At 41.3% G+C, this 22,262-nt stretch carries 24 protein-coding genes and 2 pseudogenes; 17 read left to right on the top strand and 9 right to left on the bottom strand.

Translation table 11 applies throughout. The annotated features are described in order from the left end of the window. Nucleotides 1–12: 12 nt before the first annotated feature. From PGY05_RS11390 to PGY05_RS11355, 8 genes are all read left to right on the top strand, one after another. Complete coding sequence (locus PGY05_RS11390; RefSeq protein ID WP_022220164.1) at nt 13–831, top strand: undecaprenyl-diphosphate phosphatase; 819 nt, start codon at nt 13–15, stop codon at nt 829–831. 120 nt (nt 832–951) lie between these two features. Next, a complete protein-coding gene (locus PGY05_RS11385) occupies nt 952–1,725 on the top strand; it encodes a basic amino acid ABC transporter substrate-binding protein (protein WP_008372628.1) in 774 nt (257 codons plus the stop codon). 24 nt (nt 1,726–1,749) lie between these two features. After that, complete coding sequence (locus PGY05_RS11380; RefSeq protein ID WP_008372629.1) at nt 1,750–2,439, top strand: amino acid ABC transporter permease; 690 nt, start codon at nt 1,750–1,752, stop codon at nt 2,437–2,439. Beyond that, nucleotides 2,429–3,172: an amino acid ABC transporter ATP-binding protein gene (locus PGY05_RS11375; protein ID WP_008372631.1), complete on the top strand. Its 744-nt coding sequence runs from the start codon at nt 2,429–2,431 to the stop codon at nt 3,170–3,172. The genes PGY05_RS11380 and PGY05_RS11375 overlap by 11 nt, the downstream gene beginning before the upstream one ends. Before the next feature lie 158 nt (nt 3,173–3,330). Next, entirely contained in the window at nt 3,331–3,963 is a 633-nt protein-coding gene (locus tag PGY05_RS11370; RefSeq protein ID WP_270475948.1) for a phosphatase PAP2 family protein, read from the top strand. Further along, nucleotides 3,953–4,987 (top strand): lysylphosphatidylglycerol synthase transmembrane domain-containing protein, encoded by a 1,035-nt coding sequence (locus PGY05_RS11365; RefSeq protein WP_195367888.1) that lies wholly within the window; start codon nt 3,953–3,955, stop codon nt 4,985–4,987. Before PGY05_RS11370 ends, PGY05_RS11365 begins: the two co-directional genes overlap by 11 nt. Then, nucleotides 4,981–5,622: a CDP-alcohol phosphatidyltransferase family protein gene (locus PGY05_RS11360; protein ID WP_270475946.1), complete on the top strand. Its 642-nt coding sequence runs from the start codon at nt 4,981–4,983 to the stop codon at nt 5,620–5,622. Before PGY05_RS11365 ends, PGY05_RS11360 begins: the two co-directional genes overlap by 7 nt. Nucleotides 5,623–5,655: 33 nt before the next feature. Next, nucleotides 5,656–6,522, top strand: coding sequence for a phosphatidylserine decarboxylase (locus PGY05_RS11355; RefSeq protein ID WP_270475945.1), 867 nt, complete (start codon nt 5,656–5,658; stop codon nt 6,520–6,522). 273 nt (nt 6,523–6,795) lie between these two features. On the opposite strand, the gene PGY05_RS11350 is transcribed toward PGY05_RS11355, so the two are convergent. Then, a complete protein-coding gene (locus PGY05_RS11350) occupies nt 6,796–7,578 on the bottom strand; it encodes an HAD family hydrolase (protein WP_270475944.1) in 783 nt (260 codons plus the stop codon). Nucleotides 7,579–7,735: 157 nt separating this feature from the next. Between PGY05_RS11350 and PGY05_RS11345 the strand changes: the two genes are divergently transcribed. The 5 genes from PGY05_RS11345 (at nt 7,736) to PGY05_RS11325 (ending at nt 10,058) form a co-directional block, all read left to right on the top strand. Further along, the gene (locus PGY05_RS11345; RefSeq protein ID WP_330673004.1) at nt 7,736–8,113 is read left to right on the top strand and encodes a FadR/GntR family transcriptional regulator; all 378 of its coding nucleotides are present in this window, start codon (nt 7,736–7,738) and stop codon (nt 8,111–8,113) included. Nucleotides 8,114–8,396: 283 nt separating this feature from the next. Continuing rightward, nucleotides 8,397–8,726, top strand: coding sequence for a DUF6442 family protein (locus tag PGY05_RS11340; protein WP_005608366.1), 330 nt, complete (start codon nt 8,397–8,399; stop codon nt 8,724–8,726). After that, nucleotides 8,723–8,929 carry a helix-turn-helix transcriptional regulator gene (locus PGY05_RS11335; protein ID WP_003865061.1) on the top strand — a complete coding sequence of 69 codons (207 nt, stop codon included), beginning with the start codon at nt 8,723–8,725 and terminating at the stop codon, nt 8,927–8,929. Before PGY05_RS11340 ends, PGY05_RS11335 begins: the two co-directional genes overlap by 4 nt. A gap of 9 nt (nt 8,930–8,938) precedes the next feature. Beyond that, entirely contained in the window at nt 8,939–9,241 is a 303-nt protein-coding gene (locus PGY05_RS11330) for a hypothetical protein (RefSeq protein WP_008372645.1), read from the top strand. Nucleotides 9,242–9,260: 19 nt separating this feature from the next. Next, complete coding sequence (locus tag PGY05_RS11325) at nt 9,261–10,058, top strand: YhfC family intramembrane metalloprotease (protein ID WP_270475943.1); 798 nt, start codon at nt 9,261–9,263, stop codon at nt 10,056–10,058. A 351-nt stretch (nt 10,059–10,409) separates the two neighbouring features. On the opposite strand, the pseudogene PGY05_RS16690 reads toward PGY05_RS11325, so the two are convergent. Continuing rightward, a pseudogene (locus PGY05_RS16690) lies at nt 10,410–10,574 on the bottom strand (IS110 family transposase); the annotation flags it as partial. Between the two features lie 52 nt (nt 10,575–10,626). Here PGY05_RS16690 and eda point away from each other — a divergent pair. Then, a pseudogene (gene eda, locus PGY05_RS11315) lies at nt 10,627–11,031 on the top strand (bifunctional 4-hydroxy-2-oxoglutarate aldolase/2-dehydro-3-deoxy-phosphogluconate aldolase); the annotation flags it as partial. Nucleotides 11,032–11,160: 129 nt separating this feature from the next. Here the strand turns inward: eda and PGY05_RS11310 are convergent. Then, nucleotides 11,161–12,072 carry a helix-turn-helix transcriptional regulator gene (locus tag PGY05_RS11310; protein ID WP_270475942.1) on the bottom strand — a complete coding sequence of 304 codons (912 nt, stop codon included), beginning with the start codon at nt 12,070–12,072 and terminating at the stop codon, nt 11,161–11,163. 221 nt (nt 12,073–12,293) lie between these two features. Between PGY05_RS11310 and PGY05_RS11305 the strand changes: the two genes are divergently transcribed. The 3 genes from PGY05_RS11305 to PGY05_RS11295 all read left to right on the top strand — a co-directional run bounded on the left by PGY05_RS11305 (nt 12,294) and on the right by PGY05_RS11295 (nt 16,670). Then, nucleotides 12,294–13,664, top strand: a complete 1,371-nt coding sequence (locus PGY05_RS11305; protein ID WP_270475941.1) for an MFS transporter — start codon at nt 12,294–12,296, stop codon at nt 13,662–13,664. A gap of 77 nt (nt 13,665–13,741) precedes the next feature. Further along, nucleotides 13,742–14,908, top strand: coding sequence for a glycoside hydrolase family 5 protein (locus PGY05_RS11300; protein WP_055262216.1), 1,167 nt, complete (start codon nt 13,742–13,744; stop codon nt 14,906–14,908). 64 nt (nt 14,909–14,972) lie between these two features. Next, nucleotides 14,973–16,670: a glycoside hydrolase family 43 protein gene (locus PGY05_RS11295; RefSeq protein ID WP_330673003.1), complete on the top strand. Its 1,698-nt coding sequence runs from the start codon at nt 14,973–14,975 to the stop codon at nt 16,668–16,670. A gap of 161 nt (nt 16,671–16,831) precedes the next feature. Here the strand turns inward: PGY05_RS11295 and PGY05_RS11290 are convergent, their stop codons facing one another. From PGY05_RS11290 to PGY05_RS11265, 6 genes are all read right to left on the bottom strand, one after another. Beyond that, a complete protein-coding gene (locus tag PGY05_RS11290; RefSeq protein ID WP_156337676.1) occupies nt 16,832–17,767 on the bottom strand; it encodes an Rpn family recombination-promoting nuclease/putative transposase in 936 nt (311 codons plus the stop codon). 171 nt (nt 17,768–17,938) lie between these two features. Beyond that, the gene (locus PGY05_RS11285) at nt 17,939–18,928 is read right to left on the bottom strand and encodes an N-acetylmuramoyl-L-alanine amidase (protein WP_270475940.1); all 990 of its coding nucleotides are present in this window, start codon (nt 18,926–18,928) and stop codon (nt 17,939–17,941) included. A 51-nt stretch (nt 18,929–18,979) separates the two neighbouring features. Then, the gene (locus tag PGY05_RS11280) at nt 18,980–20,608 is read right to left on the bottom strand and encodes a recombinase family protein (protein WP_005428627.1); all 1,629 of its coding nucleotides are present in this window, start codon (nt 20,606–20,608) and stop codon (nt 18,980–18,982) included. A gap of 79 nt (nt 20,609–20,687) precedes the next feature. After that, nucleotides 20,688–20,810: a hypothetical protein gene (locus PGY05_RS11275; RefSeq protein ID WP_002323371.1), complete on the bottom strand. Its 123-nt coding sequence runs from the start codon at nt 20,808–20,810 to the stop codon at nt 20,688–20,690. Between the two features lie 421 nt (nt 20,811–21,231). Next, a complete protein-coding gene (locus tag PGY05_RS11270) occupies nt 21,232–21,477 on the bottom strand; it encodes a helix-turn-helix domain-containing protein (RefSeq protein WP_117614269.1) in 246 nt (81 codons plus the stop codon). A gap of 2 nt (nt 21,478–21,479) precedes the next feature. Next, nucleotides 21,480–21,899: an RNA polymerase sigma factor gene (locus PGY05_RS11265; RefSeq protein WP_015552791.1), complete on the bottom strand. Its 420-nt coding sequence runs from the start codon at nt 21,897–21,899 to the stop codon at nt 21,480–21,482. Between the last annotated feature and the right edge of the window lie 363 nt (nt 21,900–22,262).

The raw sequence follows: 22,262 nt of genomic DNA, 5'->3' as shown, positions 1-22,262 counted from the left end.
AAAGAGGTCAAAATGTTAGATGTTTTAATTGCTGTCATTCTGGGTATCGTGGAAGGTATCACAGAATGGCTTCCAATCAGTAGTACAGGGCATATGATTCTGGTAGAGCAGTTCTTACATATGAGTACAAGTCATGAATTCAACAGTATGTTCCGTGTTGTGATCCAGCTCGGTGCAATTATGGCGGTCGTTGTTCTGTATTTCAATAAGCTGAATCCGTTTTCAAAGAGAAAATCAGCGAAGCAGAAGAGAAATACAATCAACCTGTGGTGCAAAATCGTTGTGGCTTGTCTGCCGGCAGCTGTGATCGGGCTGTTATTTGATGATATCCTTGACAAGTATCTTTACAATTATGTAGTTGTTGCACTGATGCTGATCATTTATGGTATCTTCTTCATTCTGATCGAGAAAAAGAATGAACACACCAGACCGCAGGTTACAAAGCTGACAGAGCTTACCTATCAGATGGCACTGATCATCGGAGGTTTCCAGGTCCTGGCACTGATCCCGGGTACTTCACGTTCAGGAGCAACCATCCTTGGAGCACTGCTCATCGGAACTTCCCGCTATGTGGCAACAGAATTTACCTTCTACCTTGCGATCCCGGTTATGTTCGGAGCAAGTATCTTAAAGGTTATCAAATTCGGATTCCATTATACCGCGATCGAAGTGGTCATTTTGCTTGTGGGATGCCTGGTAGCGTTTTTCGTATCCGTATTTGCGATCAAGTTTTTGATGGGATATATCAAGAAGCATGACTTTAAGGCATTCGGCTATTACCGTATTGTACTTGGAGTTCTGGTACTTCTTTATTTCCTGATTTTCGGCTAAAAGAGAATAATCACGAAAAAAGGTGGGAATTTATGCAGAAAAATGTATAAAAACCCACTTTGTTTTTTCTTTATAACATGATAGAATAGGGGAAATGGATAAAATTTGGAGGTTGGTATTATGAAAATGAAAAAAGTAATCAGTGTTGTACTTGCATGTGCATGTGTGTTCAGTTTTGCAGCATGTGGATCAAAGAGTGATTCATCAAAGAGTGACTCTGCAAAATCAGACAAGAAAGAAAAGCTTGTTATGGCTACAAACGCAGAATTCCCACCATTTGAATACTATGACGGAGATGAAGTTGTCGGAATCGATGCAGAATTCGCAGCAGCAATCGCTGACAAGCTTGGAATGGATCTGAAGATCGAAGATATGGCATTTGACTCTATTATCCCGGCTGTTCAGAGCGGAAAAGCAGATATCGGAGCAGCAGGTATGACTGTAACAGAAGACCGTGCTACACAGGTTGATTTTTCTGACAGCTATTATACAGGAGTTCAGGTTATCATTGTAACAGATGACAGTGATATTACAGAACCGGATGATCTGAAAGGAAAGAAGATTGGTGTTCAGCAGGGAACAACAGGGGATATTTATTCTACAGATGATTTCGGTGATGATAATGTAGAGCGTTTCAACAAAGGTATGGAAGCTGTACAGGCTCTGCAGCAGGGCAAGATCGATGCAGTGATCATTGATAACCAGCCGGCTAAGACATTCGTAGAAGAAAATGAAGGTCTGAAGATCCTGGAGACTTCTTATGTAGAAGAAGATTATGCACTGGCAATCAAAAAAGGTAATGATGATCTGGTTAAGAAAGTCAATGATGCGATCAAAGAGTTAAAAGAAGATGGAACATTTGATAAAATCGTTGCAAAATATATTACAGACTAATCGGGTACAGACTGGTGGTGTCTTATGAGTGATTTTAAAGCAAGATTTATAATGAATTTTATAAAAGATGACAGATGGCACTACATTGCAGACGGACTTAAGGTTACATTAATTGTAACCTTTTGTGCTGTCCTGATCGGTGTAGTTCTCGGATTCCTTCTGGCAATTGTCCGTTCCACATACGATAAGACCGGCAAGCTGAAGCTCCTGAATCTGATCTGCCAGATTTACATCACGGTCATCCGTGGTACACCGGTTGTTGTACAGCTGCTTATCATTTACTTTGTAATTTTTGCAAGTGTGGATGTCAGTAAGACGATCGTAGCGATTCTGGCATTTGGTATGAACTCCAGTGCTTATGTTGCTGAGATTTTCCGTTCCGGTATTATGGCAGTTGATAACGGACAGTTTGAGGCAGGACGAAGCCTTGGATTTAATTATCGTCAGACAATGATCTATATTATCATGCCGCAGGCGTTTAAAAATGTCCTTCCGGCACTTGGAAACGAATTTATCGTTCTCTTAAAAGAGACTTCTGTTGCCGGATATATTGCCCTTCAGGATCTGACAAAGGGCGGAGATATCATCCGAAGCAGAACCTACGATGCGCTTATGCCGCTGATGGCAGTTGCGATCATTTACCTGGTTATGGTTATGATCTTCAGTAAACTGGTAAGTATGCTGGAAAGGAGGCTAAGGAACAGTGACCACTAATGGAGATGTATTGATCCGTGTAGAAAATCTGCAGAAAGCATTTGGCGATTTTCATGCACTGAATGGAATTACAGAAGAGATCCACAAAGGAGAAGTTGTGGTAATCATCGGACCGTCAGGATCCGGAAAATCTACATTCCTCCGTTCCCTGAACCTTCTGGAGGTACCGACCGGAGGTCATATTTATTTTGAAGGTGTGGATATTACAGATGCAAAGGTAGATATCGACAAACATCGTCAGAAGATGGGAATGGTGTTCCAGCACTTTAATCTTTTCCCACATAAGACGATTCTTGAAAATATCACACTGGCTCCGATCAAGCTCCTGAAAAAGGATAAAGCAGAGGCAGAAAAAGAAGCAAGAGTACTTCTTAAGAGGGTTGGACTGGAAGAGAAGGCAGATTCTTATCCGTCACAGCTTTCCGGTGGACAGAAGCAGCGGATCGCGATCGTGCGTTCCCTTGCCATGAACCCGGATGTAATGCTCTTTGATGAGCCGACATCCGCACTGGACCCGGAGATGGTTGGAGAGGTTCTGGAGCTGATGAAACAGCTTGCCCAGGAAGGCATGACCATGGTTGTTGTTACACATGAAATGGGATTTGCAAGAGAGGTTGCTGACCGTGTCATGTTTGTGGATGAAGGAAGAGTAAAAGAGCAGGGAACTCCGGAAGAGTTCTTTGCAAATCCTAAGGATGAGCGTTTAAAGGAATTCCTGTCAAAGGTTCTGTAAAAATAAAGAAATATAAAAGAAAAAAGTTCTGTTTTCTTAAGAGACAGAACTTTTTTCTTTAAGAATTGCGAAAGACTATTGCTATTTTTTTATTTATGTATAGTATAGATTGTATGAAGAAAATAAAAACTATAATTCCACTTATTATTACATTTTGTATGAATGCTGTGGTATATTGGGGAGTGCCGCTATTACGGACGGGAATCAAGACTCATAATCTTTCTGGTCCGGCGGATGAAGTGATTCCTTTTATGCCACAGTTTATTATTATTTATTTTGGGTGTTATCTTTTCTGGGTAGTGAACTATTTCATGGCATCGATGCGGGAGGAGAAGGTGAAATACCAGTTTTTTACTGCGGATTTTTATGCGCGGCTGGTATGTATGCTGTGCTTTATTTTTTATCCGACCACGAATACGAGGCCGGTTCTGACAGGGACGGATATCTGGACGCAGGCAGTACGGTTTTTGTATACAGTTGATAAGCCAATCAACCTGTTTCCGTCCATTCACTGCATGGCAAGCTGGTTCAGCTGTATTGCGGTCAGGAAGAACCGGAAGATTTCCAACTGGTATAAAGCTTTTTCTGTCCTGATGACGATACTGGTCGTGATATCGACACTGGCGCTTAGGCAGCATGTATGGCAGGATGCAGCAGCAGGAATTCTTCTTGCAGAAGTAACCTGGCAGATCAGCAGACGGACAAATGGATGGCAGATTTATCGGCGTCTGACAGAAAAAATAGCAAATAAACTTGGAAACCGGATAGGAATGAGGAGAGATGGAAAATAAAAAGAAGACGATCTTCAATGTCATATTTTTGCTGGTGGTATTTACTGGTACAATGTATGGCGTATTTCATGGGGAAGATATTGGTGAGATTGTGAAGATCCTGGAACAGGTCAATGTATTATGGCTGATTCCGGGAGTGATCTGTGTTGTGGTTTTTATCTGGGGAGAATCGATCATTATCTATTATATGATGCGGACACTGAAAATCCGGCTGAAAAAATGGACATGTTTTCTGTTTTCATCGGTTGGATTCTTCTTCAGCTGTATCACACCTTCGGCATCTGGAGGACAGCCGGCACAGATTTATTATATGAAAAAAGAAAAGATACCAATACCGGTTTCGACGCTGGTGCTGATGATCGTTACGATCACTTATAAACTGGTACTGGTGGTTGTCGGATTGTGGCTGGTACTGTTCGGACAAGGATTTATCCATAAATATCTCTGGAGTATCCGGCATATCTTTTATCTGGGGACAGCTCTGAATGTTTTCTGCGTGACAGCGATGCTGGTGCTGGTGTTCCATCCGCGGCTTGCAAGAGAAATTCTGGTAAAAGGAATGGCACTGCTTGAAAAGCTGCACTTTCTACACCATAAGGAGGCGCGTATTGAAAAGCTGAATGCATCCATGGATCAGTACCGGGATACAGCAGTTTTTCTGAAGGAACACAAGCAGGTGATCGTGAATGTATTTGCGATCACCATGTTCCAGCGGTTTGCGCTGTTTACAGCTACATGGTTTGTATATAAGGCATTTGGGCTTGGAGGTGCAAAAGCAGTCGCAGTCATTACACTGCAGGCGGTCATTGCGGTATCGGTAGATATGCTTCCTCTGCCGGGAGGTATGGGAATCAGTGAAAAATTATTTGCCATGATTTTTATTCCGGTATTCGGAAAACGGCTTCTTTTGCCGGGAATGATCCTGAGCCGTGGGATTGGATATTATACAGAGCTGGGGCTGAGCGCCTTGCTTACGATCGTAGCAAATTTTACAATTGGAAGAAAGAGGGAGATAGAATGTTAGGGGTTTATGATTATACGGTAGTACTTACATATGTCAGTTTGATGGTATCAATTGGAGGAATGATGTTTGCAGTAAACGGGCATCTGCATCTGGGCGTAATGTGTCTTGCAATCTCCGGCCTTTGTGATATGTTTGATGGAAAGATTGCAAGAACAAAAAAGAACCGGACAGAAGTGGAAAAGCGTTTCGGAATCCAGATTGATTCGTTAAGCGATATTGTTTGCTTCGGAGTTGCGCCGGCTGTTCTTTGTTACTGTTTCGGAATGCGCGGTGTGATCGGTGTGGCAATCCTGATGTTTTATGTACTTGCAGGTCTGATCCGTCTTGCGTGGTTCAATGTGATGGAAGAACAGCGTCAGGAAGAAACAGCAGAGAAAAGAGAATGTTATCAGGGGCTCCCAATCACATCCATGGCAATCGCACTTCCGCTTGTGGTTGTCTTAAAACCATTTTTAGGTTGTGAATTTATGCTTGCGCTTCATGTGGTCATGCTGGTGGTCGGCATTTTATTTATTACAAATTTTAAGTTCAGGAAGCCAAAGAATCTAACAATGGGAGCAATTGTAGTAATCGTAGCAATGGCAGTAATTGGCATCCTGGTCAGACATTATATGCGTTATATGAGTATGATTTAGCAGGCAGACGGTCAGCGGCAGAGGAGGAATGAAATGTATTACATGGACAGAGAAGGTCATCGGATAAAAAAGACAACCAGTCAGGATAAGTTTTTAAAATTTGTGTATACCCATACAGCAACCAGAGTACTGATGCGCCCGCTTCTTTTACCGGCAGTATCCAGACTGGGAGGGAAGCTGTTGAATACAAAAGTATCCGCTGTTTTTGCCGGACTATTTGCCAGAACCCACGGGATCGATCTGAACAAATATGAAAAACAGAAATTTGATTCCTATAATGATTTCTTTACCAGAAAAATAAAAGCTGAGGAACGCCCGGTTAACAGGGAAGATACCGTACTGATCAGTCCATGTGATGGGAAAGTGAGTGTCTATCCAATTCACGAAAACGGACAATTCTTCATTAAACATACTCCATATACAACACACAGCCTCATTCGCGATGCAAAGCTTGCCAGACATTATATGGGAGGCTGGGCGGTAGTGATCCGTCTTACAGTAGACGATTACCATAGATACTGTTACGTGGCAGATGGAGAAAAGACCTATCAGAGAAGGATTCCGGGAATTTTTCACACTGTAAATCCGATTGCAAATGATATCTGCCCGATCTACAAAATGAACAGCAGAGAATACTGTCTTGTAAAAAATGAAAAACTTGGCACCATCCTGATGATGGAAGTCGGTGCACTGATGGTCGGAAAGATCCGGAATTATAAAAAAGAACGCTGCCAGGTAAAACGCGGCGAAGAAAAAGGAAGATTTGAATTCGGAGGTTCAACGGTTGTGCTGCTCCTGGAACCAGATAAAGTCTTGCCAGACAGTGATCTGATCCGGAACACGTTGCAGGGAGCAGAAACCATTGTGAAGATGGGAGAACGCATAGGGGGAGTTATATAGGCTTGCTGGTTCAAAAGGGACGCGCAGCTGAATGTTTCCATCTTGCCGGACAGGCTTGAGGCATTAAGGGACTCTAAAATTTTGAAAAGATGCTAAAAACAGGGGAAGAAATCCACAAACTCGCTGTCGCTCAGACAGTGTGGATTTCTTCCCCTAACGCATCTTCTCAAAACCTAAGATTCCCTAAAAGTCTCAAATGCCGTCAAGACGGAAACATTCAGCTGCGCTGTTCGTTTCAGAAAATTATTTAGCTGCAGCGTCCCCATTTTCACTCTACAACAACCCCTGCATCACCGGCAAAGGTGATTCCACAACGTAATCTGCCGCCTTTTTGGCGAGAGGATGGCCGGTTGCCATGACATACGCTGTTCCCGCAGCTTTCAGCATCTCGATATCATTCTGCTGGTCTCCGAAGCAGATGCATTCCTCTTTTTTGATCCCGAATTTTTCCATTAGAACTTTCAGTGCCGTTCCTTTATTTGCATTTGGCGCAATAAAATCAATCCAGTGATCCGCAGAAGTTACAACGCGGATTTCATCCCCGATTCTTTTGTGGAAGAAGGGTTCCAGATTCTTTGTGCCACCAAAATCACAGATGGCTGCTTTGATGATCGGTTCTTTGATCGCATACAGATCCGGCACGTAGGTAACGATGTTATGCATATCATTTTCCATATAATCAATGAAGCGTTCATCGGTTGAGTCGCTGTAATAAGTATCTTTTACAGAAAGGATACAGTGTCCGGTGTGATAGATCTTCCGGTATTCCATCAGGGCATCCAGAATATGCCGGATGGTTTTGGATGGAGTCAGACCGGTGGCGAGTACCTCTTCTTTATAGACGCACATGGAACCATTTTCAGCGATATATGGAATGTCGAAGCCGAGAGGAGCGAAAAGTCTGCGGATATTGGCATACTGGCGTCCGCTTGCGGCAGTGAAGATGATCCCTTTTTCATGAAGTGCTCTAATCGTATCATATATTTCTTTCGGCACAGTCTGCTGATAGTTGTGAAGCAGAGTGCCGTCCAGATCACTTGCAACTAATTTGATCATAAATTTCCTCCTGAGTCAAAATAACGATACGCCGGAAACTATGGCGTAAAACTACATTGACAGTATAGCAAAAATGAGAAGGGCAGGCAATGCAGAGTTGAAAAGAGAAAAAACAAATGCTAAAATTTGAGAAAGCGGATAAGCAGGAGGTGACGAAATGCAGCAAAACGGAAAAGGTGTAAAACGGACACTGGGACAGAAGACAGAGGACCGGCTGATGAAGTATATTCTGGACAAACCGGTAAAAATAGGAGAGAGGATACCTACGGAAGGTGAACTGACAGAATTATTTGAAGTTGGACGAAGTACGGTAAGAGAGGCGGTTAAAGGGCTGGTCACAAGAGGCGTGCTGGAAGTGCGCAGAGGAGACGGAACTTATGTCATCAGTACCATTTATATGGAAAATGATGTTCTCGGGTTTGGAAACGTGGAGGACCGTTATCGGTTGGCACTGGATCTGTTTGATGTACGTCTGATGATCGAACCGGAGATTGTAACCTGGGCATGCAGAAAAGCAACGGATATGATGAGATGAATAGGATTGATGAATAACATTCGAGCCTGTGCCGATGAGATTGTATTGAATGATATTATGTATTCCTAACTGATACCAACCGAAGAAGAACTGCTGTCAAACCGATGGCAGTTTTTCTTTTTCGGCAAGTATTCAAGAAGTCATTAAGTCGTGAGTATAATCGAAGTGGTAGAAAAGTTATCTCTTATATCGGTTGTAACTTTTTTATGAACTCTATTGACAAGAAAACTTGGTATGTGTATAATTAAAATACGCAAAGAAAACTTGGCATGGAGGTGTTTTTATGAAAAAGGACGAAATCTTAAATGCAAGCAGAAAAGAACATCGCAATAAGGACTTGGCTGAAATGGAAGTGGTATATCAAGCCGGAAGTCACGCAAGTAGAGTTGGTGCTTTAGTGTGTTGTTTGCTTTCGCTGTTATCTTCTGTGCTTGCTCATACTATGATTTACAGTCCGTGGGTTATATACTTCAGCATTATTGCAACACAATGGTTAGTTCGTTTTATCAAAATGAAGCGAAAGAGCGATTTAGTCTTGACTGTTCTGTTTTTTGTGCTTTCCATTTTGGCATTTGTTGGATTTGTTAGCCATCTTTTAGAGGTGAGAATATGAAAGAACAATTACAACTGAAAAATCACTTAAAGGAAGTTCGCACAGAAGCAAATCTTTCTCAAGCTCAGCTTGCAGAAATGGTAGGGGTATCAAGAAATACCATTAGTTCTATTGAAACAGGACAGTTTAATCCAACTGCAAAATTGGCTCTAATTCTTTGTATTGCATTGGACAAAAAATTTGAGGAACTATTCTATTTTTAGGAGGTCATTATGGAAAATATTATAATGTTGATTTTGGGAGTGTTCATATCTGTTTTGGGAATTGTAAATATCAAAGGCAATATCAGCACAATTCACTCTTATAACAGGCGAAAAGTAAAGGAAGAAGATATACCAAAGTATGGAAAAACAGTCGGCACAGGAACGCTGATTATAGGAATATCTCTTGTATTAGGTTTTATTGTTTCGTTTTGGAGTGAAATAATTATAGATTATATCATTCTTCCAGCAGTTATTGTCGGATTAGGCTTTATATTGTATGGACAGTTCAAATACAATAAAGGAATTTTTTGAGAATCAGGGAGGTATAAAGATGGAATTGAACACAATATCAGGTCTGGCGATAGCGGGAGTTATCTGCTCCGTTGTCCTCTCGATGGGGGTACCGATTGCTTTGTTCATTGCAGGAGGGGTGAAGCTTAAGGCAAGGATTTCCTCGTTCTTTATCGGAGCAGGAACCTATCTGCTGTTTGCCATGCTGTTGGAGCAGCAGCTGCATGCTCTTGTCATTCAGTTCTGCGGACTGAACGCACAGAGCAGGCCATGGCTTTACTATGTGTACGCGGCTTTGGCTGCAGCGGTTTTTGAAGAGACCGGAAGACTGATTGCCATGAAGTTCTGGATGAAGAAATGGCTGGATTTTCCAAATGCACTGATGTATGGAATCGGGCATGGCGGTGTGGAGGCCATTCTGATCGGAGGACTCTCCGGAATCAGCAATCTTGTGTCCATGCTGATGATCAACAGCGGAGCCATGCAGAATACGCTGGCGGCACTTCCTGCTGAGTCTGCAAACCAGACCGTGTCACAGCTGTCGGCCTTATGGACAACACCGGCACCACTCTTTTTTGTAAGCGGAATCGAAAGAATCAGTGCCATCATTCTGCATATCGGGTTGTCACTGCTGATCTACCGGGCGGTAAAGGCAGGCAAATGCAGGACAGCGGCTTTTACAGCGGTTCTTGCATATGGGATTCATTTTATCGTGGACTTCTTTGCCGTGGCAGGTCCGGCGCTTCTTCCCATCTATGTGATTGAAATTGGTGTCTTTATGATGGCAGCCGGAACTCTTGTTATGGCGCTGAAGATGGGAAGGATGGAAGAACTGTGAATTCCAGTTTTCTGCTATCATAAAACAGAATATATCTGACAGAACGCACCGTAGAAATACGGTGTTTTTTGTTACCCAAAACCCATAATTCAATACATAACCACAGGTTAGTACAAATAACTTATGTGCTTTTTTGAAAGGCTTAGAAAGGGATATTTACCCCGATTTTCGCCCCGAGAAATGACACAAATAAGGATTAACGTATCTTTTCTGTGGTTTTTATATTTTCGGCAGGAAAGCCTACTAATAAAAAGTCAAGTACTTTTTGAAGAATTTAAGAGTTGAAAAATAGGCACAAGAAATAGGCTACCCAAAACGGCTAGCTTAACGGAGGTGATAATCGTTTGATATTTAAGACTCTTCGATTTGAGATTGCTCTAAGTTGCGTAAGCACTCCTTAACCTTGCCATAGTAGATTCGTAAGAATTTATTGGTACCAGCGGTCATGTAAACAAGGTATGGTTTTCTTTCAGCGCGTTTTCTATCAAGGAACTGATAGACAGGTTCGTTTACAGGCTTGGAGAAAACTTAGAGGAACTCAAGGAAAACGGATTTTATGAGAAATGCTGCTGTTAAGGAAGGAGCAAAATTCATCGTAAGTCCTGGATTTGATACTGAAATCGTAAATTACTGTCTGGAAAAAGAAATTCCGATCTTCCCGGGATGTGTGACACCATCCGAAGTGGCACAGGCAGTAAAAAGAGGACTGAAAGTAGTTAAATTCTTCCCGGCAGAACCTGCAGGTGGAGTGGCTATGATCAAAGCAATGGCAGCACCATACAATCAGCTCCGTTTTATGCCGACAGGTGGAATCGGAACACAGAATCTGAAAGATTATCTGGGATTTGACAAGATCATCTGCTGCGGCGGAAGCTGGATGGTAAAAGCAGATCTGATCAAAAACGGCGAATTCGAGAAAATCTGTAATCTGACAAAAGAAGCGAAAGAACTGGCAAAGAGCATTCGCCCTTAATGAACTGAGCCCTTTTATCAAGGGGGACACATGACCTCTGAGGAGGTACTAATCTATCCTTTATAATATACAAAAAAGAACAGAAAAGATTTTGGTATCTGAGAATCTTTTCTGTTCTTTTTGTTTTGATTAAGTAGCATTTCTGTTTTTCCTGACCTCGGTAGGTGTCATCTCGAAATGTTCAAAGAACATTCGGCGGAATAATTTATAATTTGTAAATCCATGGCGCTCCAAAATATCTTTGATGGAATCATCAGTCGAAAGAATATCCTGGTAAATATAAGAAAGTCTTAATTCGTTCTGATATTCCAGAAAGGTAATTCCCATACATTTTTTAAAGAAACGGCAAAAATAGCCGGATTGCAAATAGGCAATATTTGCAATTTCCTCAATACTGATATGTTGTTTATAGTTTTGACGGATGTAATTTAAGATCGTGTCAAGTCTTGCGCGGTCTTTATCTCTCTGTGTCTGATTTCCATGAACAACACGGATACTGAAATTATGATATAGCTGGAAAAGAATTTCAAAGAGCAGACTGTTGAAACGCAGGATAAAGCCTTCCGGACGGATATCATTTGCAATCTGCATCTGAACCAGCGTCTCTTTGAAGATATCGAGTTTTGTCCGGCGGACAGCACTTTCTTCCGGGTTTTCCAGATTGAATACCAGCTGGTCGGCATCCGGGAGATACAGAGAAAGAAAGGAGAGTGGTATCTGAAAGAGAATTGCTTTGTTCGGAGAGGTACACTTTGTAGAATGAATAATATCCGAATTGATCAGGATACACTCCCCGGCATGATACTCACGAACAGAAGATTCCATGATGACAGTCAGATTTCCTTCTAATAGATAAATGATCTCTATTGCATGATGTAAATGAGCCGGAACATAGCTTCCGGGATCAATAGAGGTTCGAAAATGGACACCCGTTGATTCTAAAGTAGAGATGACTTCATAAGAGAAGGAATGATTGTTTTCGTTGCTGTTGCTTTTCTTTTTGGGACTGAAAAGCAGATGAGGAGAATGCGTTGATGACATAAATTTTTCTTCCTTCCTGTTTTAGAAAACACTGATCTTACTAAAGCCAAGTATATCATAATTTTAGAGAAATAAAAAGAGAATATCGACCTATATTTTGCAGAGGATAAGACCTATTCACACCAGATGGGATATGATACTATAATAGCGTAAACAAAAGGATGTTCAGTGCGCAAAGAACAAAACGGATGAAAAAAATATGCTGAAAGAGGAATAGAGAGATGAATTCAAAGAACAAATTGACCTTTTCAAAGGTGGTGGAAAGATTTTCCTACGGATGTGGGGATTTTGGATGCAATATTATTTATACGGCGATGTCAGCTTTCTTACTGTTTTATTATACAGATTATGCAAAGGTAAGTGCACTGGCTGTTGGAACCATCATGATGGTTTCGAGAATTTTTGATGGTATCAGTGATATTATCATGGGTGTGATCGTGGATCGTACAAAATCAAGATTTGGTAAAGCAAGACCATGGCTTCTTCGGATGTGTATCCCTTTTGCAGTTTCAGGTATTTTACTTTTTTCTGTACCTACAAGCTGGGCGGCAACACCGAAATTAGTTTATGTCTTTATTACGTATAATCTGGTATCTACCGTTATTTATACAGCAATCAATGTACCATATTCTGCATTGAACGCACTGATGACACAGGATCCATATGAAAGATCGGTATTAAGTATTTTCAGAAACCTGCTGGCAACTGCAGGAACCCTGACGATCAATACATTTACGTTACCTTTAGTTGAAACATTTGGAAATAATGCTTCTGCATGGACAGAGACCTTCTGCGTATTCGGTCTGGTAGCCGTTGCAGCTTTCCTGATCAACTTCTTCGGAACAAAAGAACGTGTAAAACCGGCATCGGCAGGGGAAGACGGAAAGGTAGAAGATGTACCGTTTAAAGAAGGAATCAAAGCTTTATTTAAGAATAAATACTGGATCATGATGACCGGAATGCTTGCATTATTCTTCTTAATGTACTCTGTAAATGGTGGAGCAACCGTTTACTATGCAAAAGATATTTTAGGTGACAGAAATCTGGTATCAACGATCAACGGAATTTTCAATGTAGTACAGATTCTTGCAATGTTCTTCATTGCAATGCTGGTAAAACGTCTTGGTAAGAGAAATGTATTTGCAATCGGTCTGGTACTTGATATTATCGGAATGCTGCTTTTGAATTTCGTGGGTGGCTCTATGGCAGGAATCGTGGTCTCCAGTGTGATACGTGGAATCGGTAATGCATGTGGCGGAGCAACTATGTGGGCAATGGTTTCAGATACCATCGATTATGGTGAGTGGAAGACCGGATATCGTACAGAAGGTCTGGTAAACAGTGCATGCAGCTTTGGATATAAGATTGGAAATGGTATTGGTTCTGCACTTCTTGGAATGATCCTGGAGGTTGGCGGATATGTAGGAGATGCAGCTGTTCAGAGTGCATCCGCACTCCGTTCAATCGAAGTCTGCTTCGTATGGATTCCGATCGCTGTTTATGTATGTGGTCTGATCATCATGAAATTCTGGAAACTGGATAAAGAGTTCCCGCAGATCATTGCAGATTTAAAAGCACGTCAGACAAAATAAAAAAATCATTGAATGAAAAGAGGCATCGGCGAAAGGCGGGTGTCTCTGCGGATAAAGAAGTAAGAGAGGTAAGGATCATGAAAGTTAAAGGAGTCAATCTTGGAAACTGGCTGGTACTGGAAAAATGGATGAGTCCGGCGTTATTTGCAGGAACAACAGCGGAAGATGAGTACTATCTGCCGAGACAGCTTTCCAAAGAAGTGTATGAGGCAAGAATTAAGATTCACCGTTCCGAATATATTACAGAACGTGATTTTGTGACGATCAAATCGATGGGAATGGAAGCTGTCCGGATTCCGGTTCCGTATTTTATATTTGGCGACAGAGAACCATTTATCGGATGTATCGAAGAACTGGACAAGGCATTTAACTGGGCAGAAGCGTATGGCTTACAGATTCTGATCGATCTTCATACCGCTCCGCTTGGTCAGAATGGATTTGACAACGGAGGAATTTGCGGCGTATGTAAATGGTCAAAGCATCCGGAAGAGGTTGAATTTGTCCTGTCTGTACTGGAGCGTCTGGCAGAGCGTTACGGGGAAAGAAAAGGCTTATGGGGAATTGAAGTGATCAATGAACCGGTGACAGAAAATATGTGGGAAACCATGAAGGTACCGGAGAGATATCCTGCAGTTGATCCTGAGCTGGCAGAGGGTTCCGGTCCGGTGACACTTGATTTTCTCAGAGGATTTTACAAAGACGCATACGACAGAATCCGGAAATATATGCCGGAAGAGAAATATGTGGTCATTCACGACGGATTTGAACTGAAAGCATGGAAGGGCTACATGCAGGAAGAAAAGTACAAGAATGTAGTCCTGGATACCCATCAGTATCTGATGGTTGCAGAGGCAAATGGCTGCGAGCAGACAATGGAAGGATATCTGAAGTATATCAGAGAACATTTTCAGAAAGATATTCAGGAAATGGAAGAATATTTCCCGGTGATCTGCGGAGAATGGTGCCTGTTCAATTCTCTGGCTTGTGGATGGGATACCAAAGGAGGACAGTCCGTATTGAATGGTCTGGACGGGGAAGTGGAAAGTTCCGTAAGTGATGAAGAAAAGAAAAAAATCTATCAGGCAGTGGCAGAAGCGCAGCTTGCGGCATGGAATACAGGAAGCGGATATTTCTACTGGAGCTATAAGCTGCTGACCGATACGGTTAATGACAAAGGCTGGACCGGATGGGACAGCTGGGATCTTGGAAGATGTGTGGACTTTGGCTGGTTCCCGAGGGTGTAAAGGCAGAAGGATATTTGGAATCCAGAAATGTTCTGACCGATTTTAATAGCAAGGTGATAATGGGATGCCAGAGAAAAAGAGAACGGCATCTGGTCATATAGGAGGAGAAATCATGATTCATAACCCGATTTTCAAAGGATTTAACCCGGACCCGTGCATTTGCAGAAAAGGGGACGATTATTATATAGCAGTATCAACATTTGAATGGATGCCTGGAATCCCGGTTTACCATTCCAAGGATATGAAGAACTGGGAACTGTACACACATGTACTGACAGATGACGAAGAAGTCGATCTGAAAAAGCTTCCGTCAGCAAAGGGAATCTGGGCACCGTGCCTGACTTATTGCGAGCAGGAGGATCTGTTCTATGTCGTATATGGAGTGATGAATTCCATGAACGCAAGATACTTTGATGTGGACAATTATGTGATTACGGCAAAAGACATCCGCGGACCGTGGAGCAAACCGGTCTATCTGCATTCAGCAGGATTTGATGCTTCCATGTTCCACGATGATGACGGAAGAAAATGGGTAGTATCTCTGGAGTGGGAGACCCGTGAAGGCTATGAGAAGCCGGGAGCAATCTGCATGATCGAATATTCACCAGAGAAGCAGGAAGTGATCGGATATCCAAAGCATATCTGGAACGGTGGGACCGACCGGGGATGTATCGAAGCACCACATCTGACCAAGAGAAATGGTTATTATTACATTATGTGCGCAGAAGGTGGAACCGGATACAATCACTGTGTTACCATGGGACGGTCAAAAAATGTATGGGGACCATATGAAGGCGATCCGATGAACCCAATCGTAACGAGTGTACCGGGCATATCTTATGAACGTCAGGATCCGGATCATCTGAAACCGAAATATTATAATCCGGACAGCGTTCTTCAGAAATCCGGTCATGCAAGCTATGTGGAAACTTCCCTTGGAGAAGTGTATCTTGTCCATCTGTGCGCAAGACCATTTGCACCGGAGCTGCGCTGTACACTGGGACGTGAGACTGCTATCCAGAAAATGAAGTGGACAGAAGACGGATGGCTTCGGATGTATGATGATGACAATCTTGCAAAAGAGTATGTGGAAGAGAGCAGGCTTCCGGAGTACCCGGTTCCGCAGATTCCGTCATTCGATGATTTCGATGGAGAAGAGCTTGGCAACTGGTACTATGCGCCGAGAATCATGCCGCAGAGATTTGCAGATGTGAAGGCTCGCCCGGGTTATGTGAGAATTCGCGGACAGGAATCCAGAACCTCTCTGAACAAAGTAAGTATTCTGGCAAGAAAGCTGACCAGCGTCTATGCAAGGGTGACAACCAAAATGGAATTCAAGCCGGAAACCCATCAGCACAGCGCCGGACTGATCATGTATTATGACAACATGAACTACATCAACCTTCGTAAATATTACAGCCAGACACTGGGACAGAGTGCACTTTCCATCATCCATCTGGAAAATGGAACCAAGACAGAACTTCTGAATACCCGCATTCCGGTAGAGGATGTGCCGATCTATCTGCGGCTGAATATTGAGGGGAGAAAGTCCTGGTTCGAGTGGAGCTATGACGGAGAGCAGTTTGTGAAAATCGGCGGACCATTTGATACAACAAAATTCTCGGATGAATACTGCAAATATGGTGAGTTTACAGGAACATTTGTAGGACTGACCTGCGCGGACAGAGTGCTGCATAAGCATTATGCGGACTTTGATTTCTTCGAGTATGTTGCGGATGAGGAGAAAGGGATGCCGAGATAAGTGATGAGATAGAAATATAAGTGTGTTTTTGTGAGATGATAAAAAGATCCTGCTAAAATCAAAGCTTGTTTAGGCAGTGGTTTTATACAGGATCTTTTTTAGAAAATGAGATTTTTCATTAATTACACGGTGTAATGGATAAAATAACCATAATGTGCTGATTATGCACTTTTTTCAATTTTCTCGATAATGTTATTGATTATGGAAATATCTGTTTCCAGTTCATCTGCTATCGTGTCTGGAGTTTTATTTTTGGCAAGTTTTTTTTCAACCATTTCGGTAAGCAGTTTTTCTTTTCCGGATTCTATTAATTCATCTAAAGCTGTACACATATTAAATTGACCTCCTTCTTTTTCTGACGCTGCATAGTTTATCAGTTCCTGCGAGCCGGTGATTGCGCCAATTACAATTCCTAACTCATTTGTAAGATTTTGATCTTTGTAGATACTTGTAATTTTGCCATAATTTTTGCCATAAATCAACCGGCTTACATCAAATATTGTCTGGACATCTTTATTTTTGAATTTTAGATTTTCGCTGTTTCTGAGCTGTAATAGGTTCATCTTATAATCGGGCACAAGATTCTCAAGATAGTCTGGCAGTTCCAGCATTTCTTTCAAACTGGTTGTCCCGTCCCATTCCTTTTCTCCGTAATAAATGCACAGAGTGATTACAGGATGCAGCCGGTCTGTTTTTTTGAATCTGGATAGAAATTCATCTTTTGTATTTGTGGTCTTTTCATCCAGATTCTTTTTTGCAATTTCATTATACTCTTTTAAGTATGAAAGTGCATCCTCTATCATATGTCTTAGTGGCATTGCATAGTGGATTTTCTGTTGGTTTTCAATACCCCAGATCACAAAATCCATTCCATAGGCTGTCTTTTTTACGACATCTCTCAGCCGCTGGATTGTTTCTATATGTCCGTTGAATTTCAGGACAGATGAAAGATCTACATCAGCTTCCCTGAGATCTTCCGGGTGCAGCTTTTGTTCCCCGTCAAACAAGACTGCATTGAACAAATCTGCGAAATGCGCATTGTCTTTCCAGAAATTTTTCAGGACAATATCCGCTTTCGCTGTGTTTCTCGGTGACATATCATTTTCCTCCTTTGTTTTTTGTGTTTGGTATATAAGTATAAAACCCGTTGTTATTGAAAGCAATCTCGAAAAATTTCGTTTTGAATGGAATATCTTTGGTGTCCGGGATAAGACATGAAAATATTATTTTATACTCAAAACTTTTTTGAGAATAACGAGTAAAAAGATTCAGACTTCTTCAGAAAAGCTCACGATCACAGTTGGATATCCGCTCTGTTTTAGTCTTCGTTCCATCATGGCAGCATCATTCAATACATCGAACTGACCGACCAGAACCCGGTCATACTGGCTGCTGTCATCAATCCGGGCAGGAAAATCCATTTCGGTCAGTTCATTAAGAAGCCGTCTGGCATACGCCGGATTTCGGAATGCACCGACCTGCACACTGTAGGTTACAGATGGAGAAGAATTAGGAAATTCGGAATCTGTATTTTCATCAGACGGATTCATGTGGGCAGAGTCTGACGTACAAGGAGAATCAGGGACTGAGCCTGAATTTGTCAGGGTACCAACATCTGATTTTGTAGAATCGTCAGCAGGAGAAACGGAAGCAGAAGTATCTGCGTCAGAAGAAGTCCTTCCGGATTCCGATGCGGTCGAACGGTTTCTTGCACCTTCTGGTTTCCAGAGCCCTTTTTCTTCCAGCGTATCCAGGATTCCATCTGCAATTGCCTGCGCAATATCATTGAAGTTCTTATCGAAAAGAGTGTTGTCAGAATCAGAATTGATAAAACCGACTTCGATCAGAAGCGCCGGCATTTTTGTACGGCGAAGGACAACCAGATTTGGGCGCGCCTTTACTCCGAGATCCTTGAACCCAACTGTCTCCAACTGTGCATTGATATTTTCCGCCATCTCATATTTGATGCCGGAAAGGTTATAGATCAGGCTTTCCACACCCATGTACTGATTGGCAAGAGGACTGGAATTCCGGTGGATCGATATGAAGAAATCCACACCGGCTTCGTTTGCCTCTGTTGCTTTCTGGAAAGGTGTCTCATAAATATCCGTTGTCCGTGTGTATTCCACATCAATTCCGCTGTTTTGTAAAATTTCTCCGATCGCAAGCACCAGCTTCAGTACATCATCCTTTTCCTGGCGACCATTATACACAGCTCCCGGATCACGTCCTCCGTGTGCTGATTGTAGTTTACGCAAATTTTGATATGTATTCCCCAGTATATATGGGGAGTTAGAAATGTATTGAGATTAGATAGCCTTTTTCTCCAAGTCCTCACAGTAAACGCTTGAAAATAAATGTTCCAGCTCATTTCCGAAGTTGTATGAGATTTTAAGTTTGCGGTTTTCATAAACTGTTATCTGGTCTATCATTTCCACAATAATATCTCTGTCTAATTCTTCAATGTCTTTCAGTTCCAACAACCGCCTTAACCACGGTGTTTCAAAAACATCTTCTGTTACACTTTCCTTTTTCTTTTCTTCCAGCGTTTCAATCTGTTTGGAGTAAAGCGTTTCTTTTTGTTGATAGTCCTCTCGATAAGAAAGAAATTCTTCTTTAGAAATCAGTTCGTCTTTATAATCTTCATAAATTGACTTTTTCAACTTCTTCACTCTTTCAAGCTCTGCTTTTAACTTTGTCAGTTCTATGTCTGTTGATTTTCTGATTTTTGTTGCTGTGAAAGATTGTGATTTTACAAGTTCCTGCAAGTTCTCTACATTGCGGATAATCTGCTTTAAATCTCCCAGCACAATATCATTCAATACTTGAAACGGGAGCGTGTGCGGAGTGCAATAATCTTTTCCACTTCTTTTGTAAGTTCCACAATAAAATGAATAGGACTTACTTCCGTCAGCACGTCGCCAGAAATTTTTCATCATTGCCCGACCACAATCGCCACACTTGATAAAACCTGCAAAGATATTTTTATTTGTTTCTAAATCAATATCCCTATGTTTTTTCGTCAGCAGTTTTTGTACCTTATCCCACAGTTGACGGTCTATAATCGGTTCATGTGTATTTTCAACCCTTATCCAGTTTTCTTTCTCAACTGGACGCTGTTTGCTTCTCATACGTTGATGTTTCTTTCCTTGTACCATATTTCCAATATAAAGCTCATTTTGTAACATCACTTTAATCGTGGAATACGTCCAGTAAGAAGTTTTCTCTAAACGGTTGCAATTTTTGTAATTTTCGCCGTTGAGCTTTTTATATTCTGACGGACAAAGGATACCCTCTGCATTTAGTATTTTGGCAATGCTTTGTTTTCCTATTCCTTGTGCATACATAGTAAATACTCTTTTTACAACTTCGGACGCATATTCATCAATCACAAGTTTATTTTTATTTGCAGGAGATTTCTTATAACCATAACTTGTAAAAGCTCCGATAAATTCTCCTGCTTTCTGCTTTGATTTTACAGTCGCTTGAATTTTATTAGAAATATCTCTGGCATACTGTTCGTTGAATATATTTTTAATAGGAAGTAACATATCGTATGCCTGCTTCATACTATCAATATTATCTGTTACAGAAATAAAACGAACATTAAGCTCTGGAAATATTCTTTCCAAATATCGCCCCGTATCAATGTAATCTCGTCCGAAACGGGAAAGGTCTTTTACAACAACACAATTTACCTTGTTATCTTCAATGTCAGCAATCATTCTATGAAAGTCTGGTCTATTGAAATTCGTTCCCGTAAAACCGTCATCAATATAAACATCATATAAGATAAAGTCATCATGCTTGTTCACATATTCTGTTAAAAGTTTTCTCTGATTTCCTACACTATCGCTTTCTTCCTTATCTCCGTCCTCTCGTGATAATCTGATATAAATAGCCACGTTAAATAAGTTTGAACCTTTTTGATAAATCATTTTTCCACCTATTCAACTGCCGTACCTATGATAATATTATACCATAAAGTACGGCTTCTTTCCATTGTTTTCAAGGGTTTTACCCTCTTGATAGTCCTTTTTTTACATGAGATTTCACGATACGGACAAGCAATTCCTCTACGGAAAATTTACCTAAAAATTCCCGTTCTACGATATATTGTGCAGGTTCTTTTTTAGCCAAGTTATCAGCCCCCTTAGTCAGCTATCTATTCTCAACATACGCACATAGGCTTATCCAATATGCGTATTTTTCACAATGTTACAGAAGCAGACAGACGGCTTTGGAAAGCTCCGTTAGTATCTCAACTATTCCCATTCTTGTGGGCAGAACCGCACCATGCGGACGTATCATTATTCTGTGAGGATAGGTCGTGGCAAAACAACTTTTCCAACAGTCGCTCTCGGATCACTGCGTGGGTCGCTCGCTTTCTTTTGAAAAGGTCGTGGCGTACAGTCCCCGTGGCTCGCTATCTCACAAACGTATCTGTCTGCTTTATTCAGTTGTCAAAGAGCTGTGGCGAAAGCGTATTGCTTTCATATAAAAGCAGGGGCAGAGCAGGAAAGAGGGGATTGAACAAATCATGCTCTGCGGTTACTGCTTGTTATTCTTCGGTTTCTAACGGAATATCAAAGTCCAAAATCATTTTGATAAGTGCTTCTCTGATAAGTCCCTTTAACTCCATATCTACGACAATATAGACATTGCCGTATTCATCATAGAGTGGACGCAAACAGCACTTTGATATGTACGGGTCATAAAATGCCAGTATCTTTTCAATCGCTTTTTCGTCCCCGTCCATTGCCTGCGAAAGCAAGTAGTAAGACGGCTTTTTAAATGTTTGTTTCATTTTTACTGTTTCTCCTTTAGTAATTTTTTCATAAGTGCCAATGAGTTATGCCGATTTTGGAATACACCGCTTCTGGAAATATTCTGCTTTTTTGCAATTTCTTCGTTGTTCATTTCCAAGAAGTAATACATCAGCAAAGTTTCACGGTTACGCTCGGACAACTGTTTCAAGGCTTCTGCCAATTCATCATCATAGACACGAATATCATTACCGCATACGTTGAAAATCGTATAGTCCGTATCATAGTCGTCCCAGACAGCCAGATTTTCTACAACGATTTCTGGAAGTTCACAAAAGAGTGTTTCTTCCTTTTGTCGTCGTTTTAATTTCTTCTGATAGTCCTTAACAACATGTCGGACAACTTTCTTCAAACAACTTTCAAAACGGCATTGAACTGTTTTCTGGAAGTCAGACGGTTTCATCAATCTCACCCCCTTTCCGTTACGACGTGAAAAGTAGTTATCCCTCTTTCCACACCATATAGGGAACGGCAGGTGTGATTTGTTAAGTTGAAACCGAAAAAATTTAAAAAATTTTTTAGGCATGAAAAAAGCCCGCACAAAACATATAGTTTTATACGAGCTATTAGAGCTATAAAATATTTAGTTTTTAGTAAAATGCTATTAGGTAGTGTATGATTGTATAGAATTTCGCTTAAAATGTTCCATAATACAATCCCCCTTACAGCATTTGTTTTGTATTACACTTTTGTCTTTTTGGTAATCTTATAAATATATTCTTCTGGTGTAGGGCGTTTATTCCCAAAATACTTTTTGAAATTTGCC

The organism is Coprococcus sp. AF51-11b1 (assembly GCF_027682785.1).
Taxonomy (GTDB): Bacteria; Bacillota; Clostridia; order Lachnospirales; family Lachnospiraceae; genus Allocoprococcus; species Allocoprococcus comes.
The sequence above is the reverse complement of the archived record's forward strand: the minus strand, read 5'-3'. Positions and strand labels throughout refer to the sequence as shown.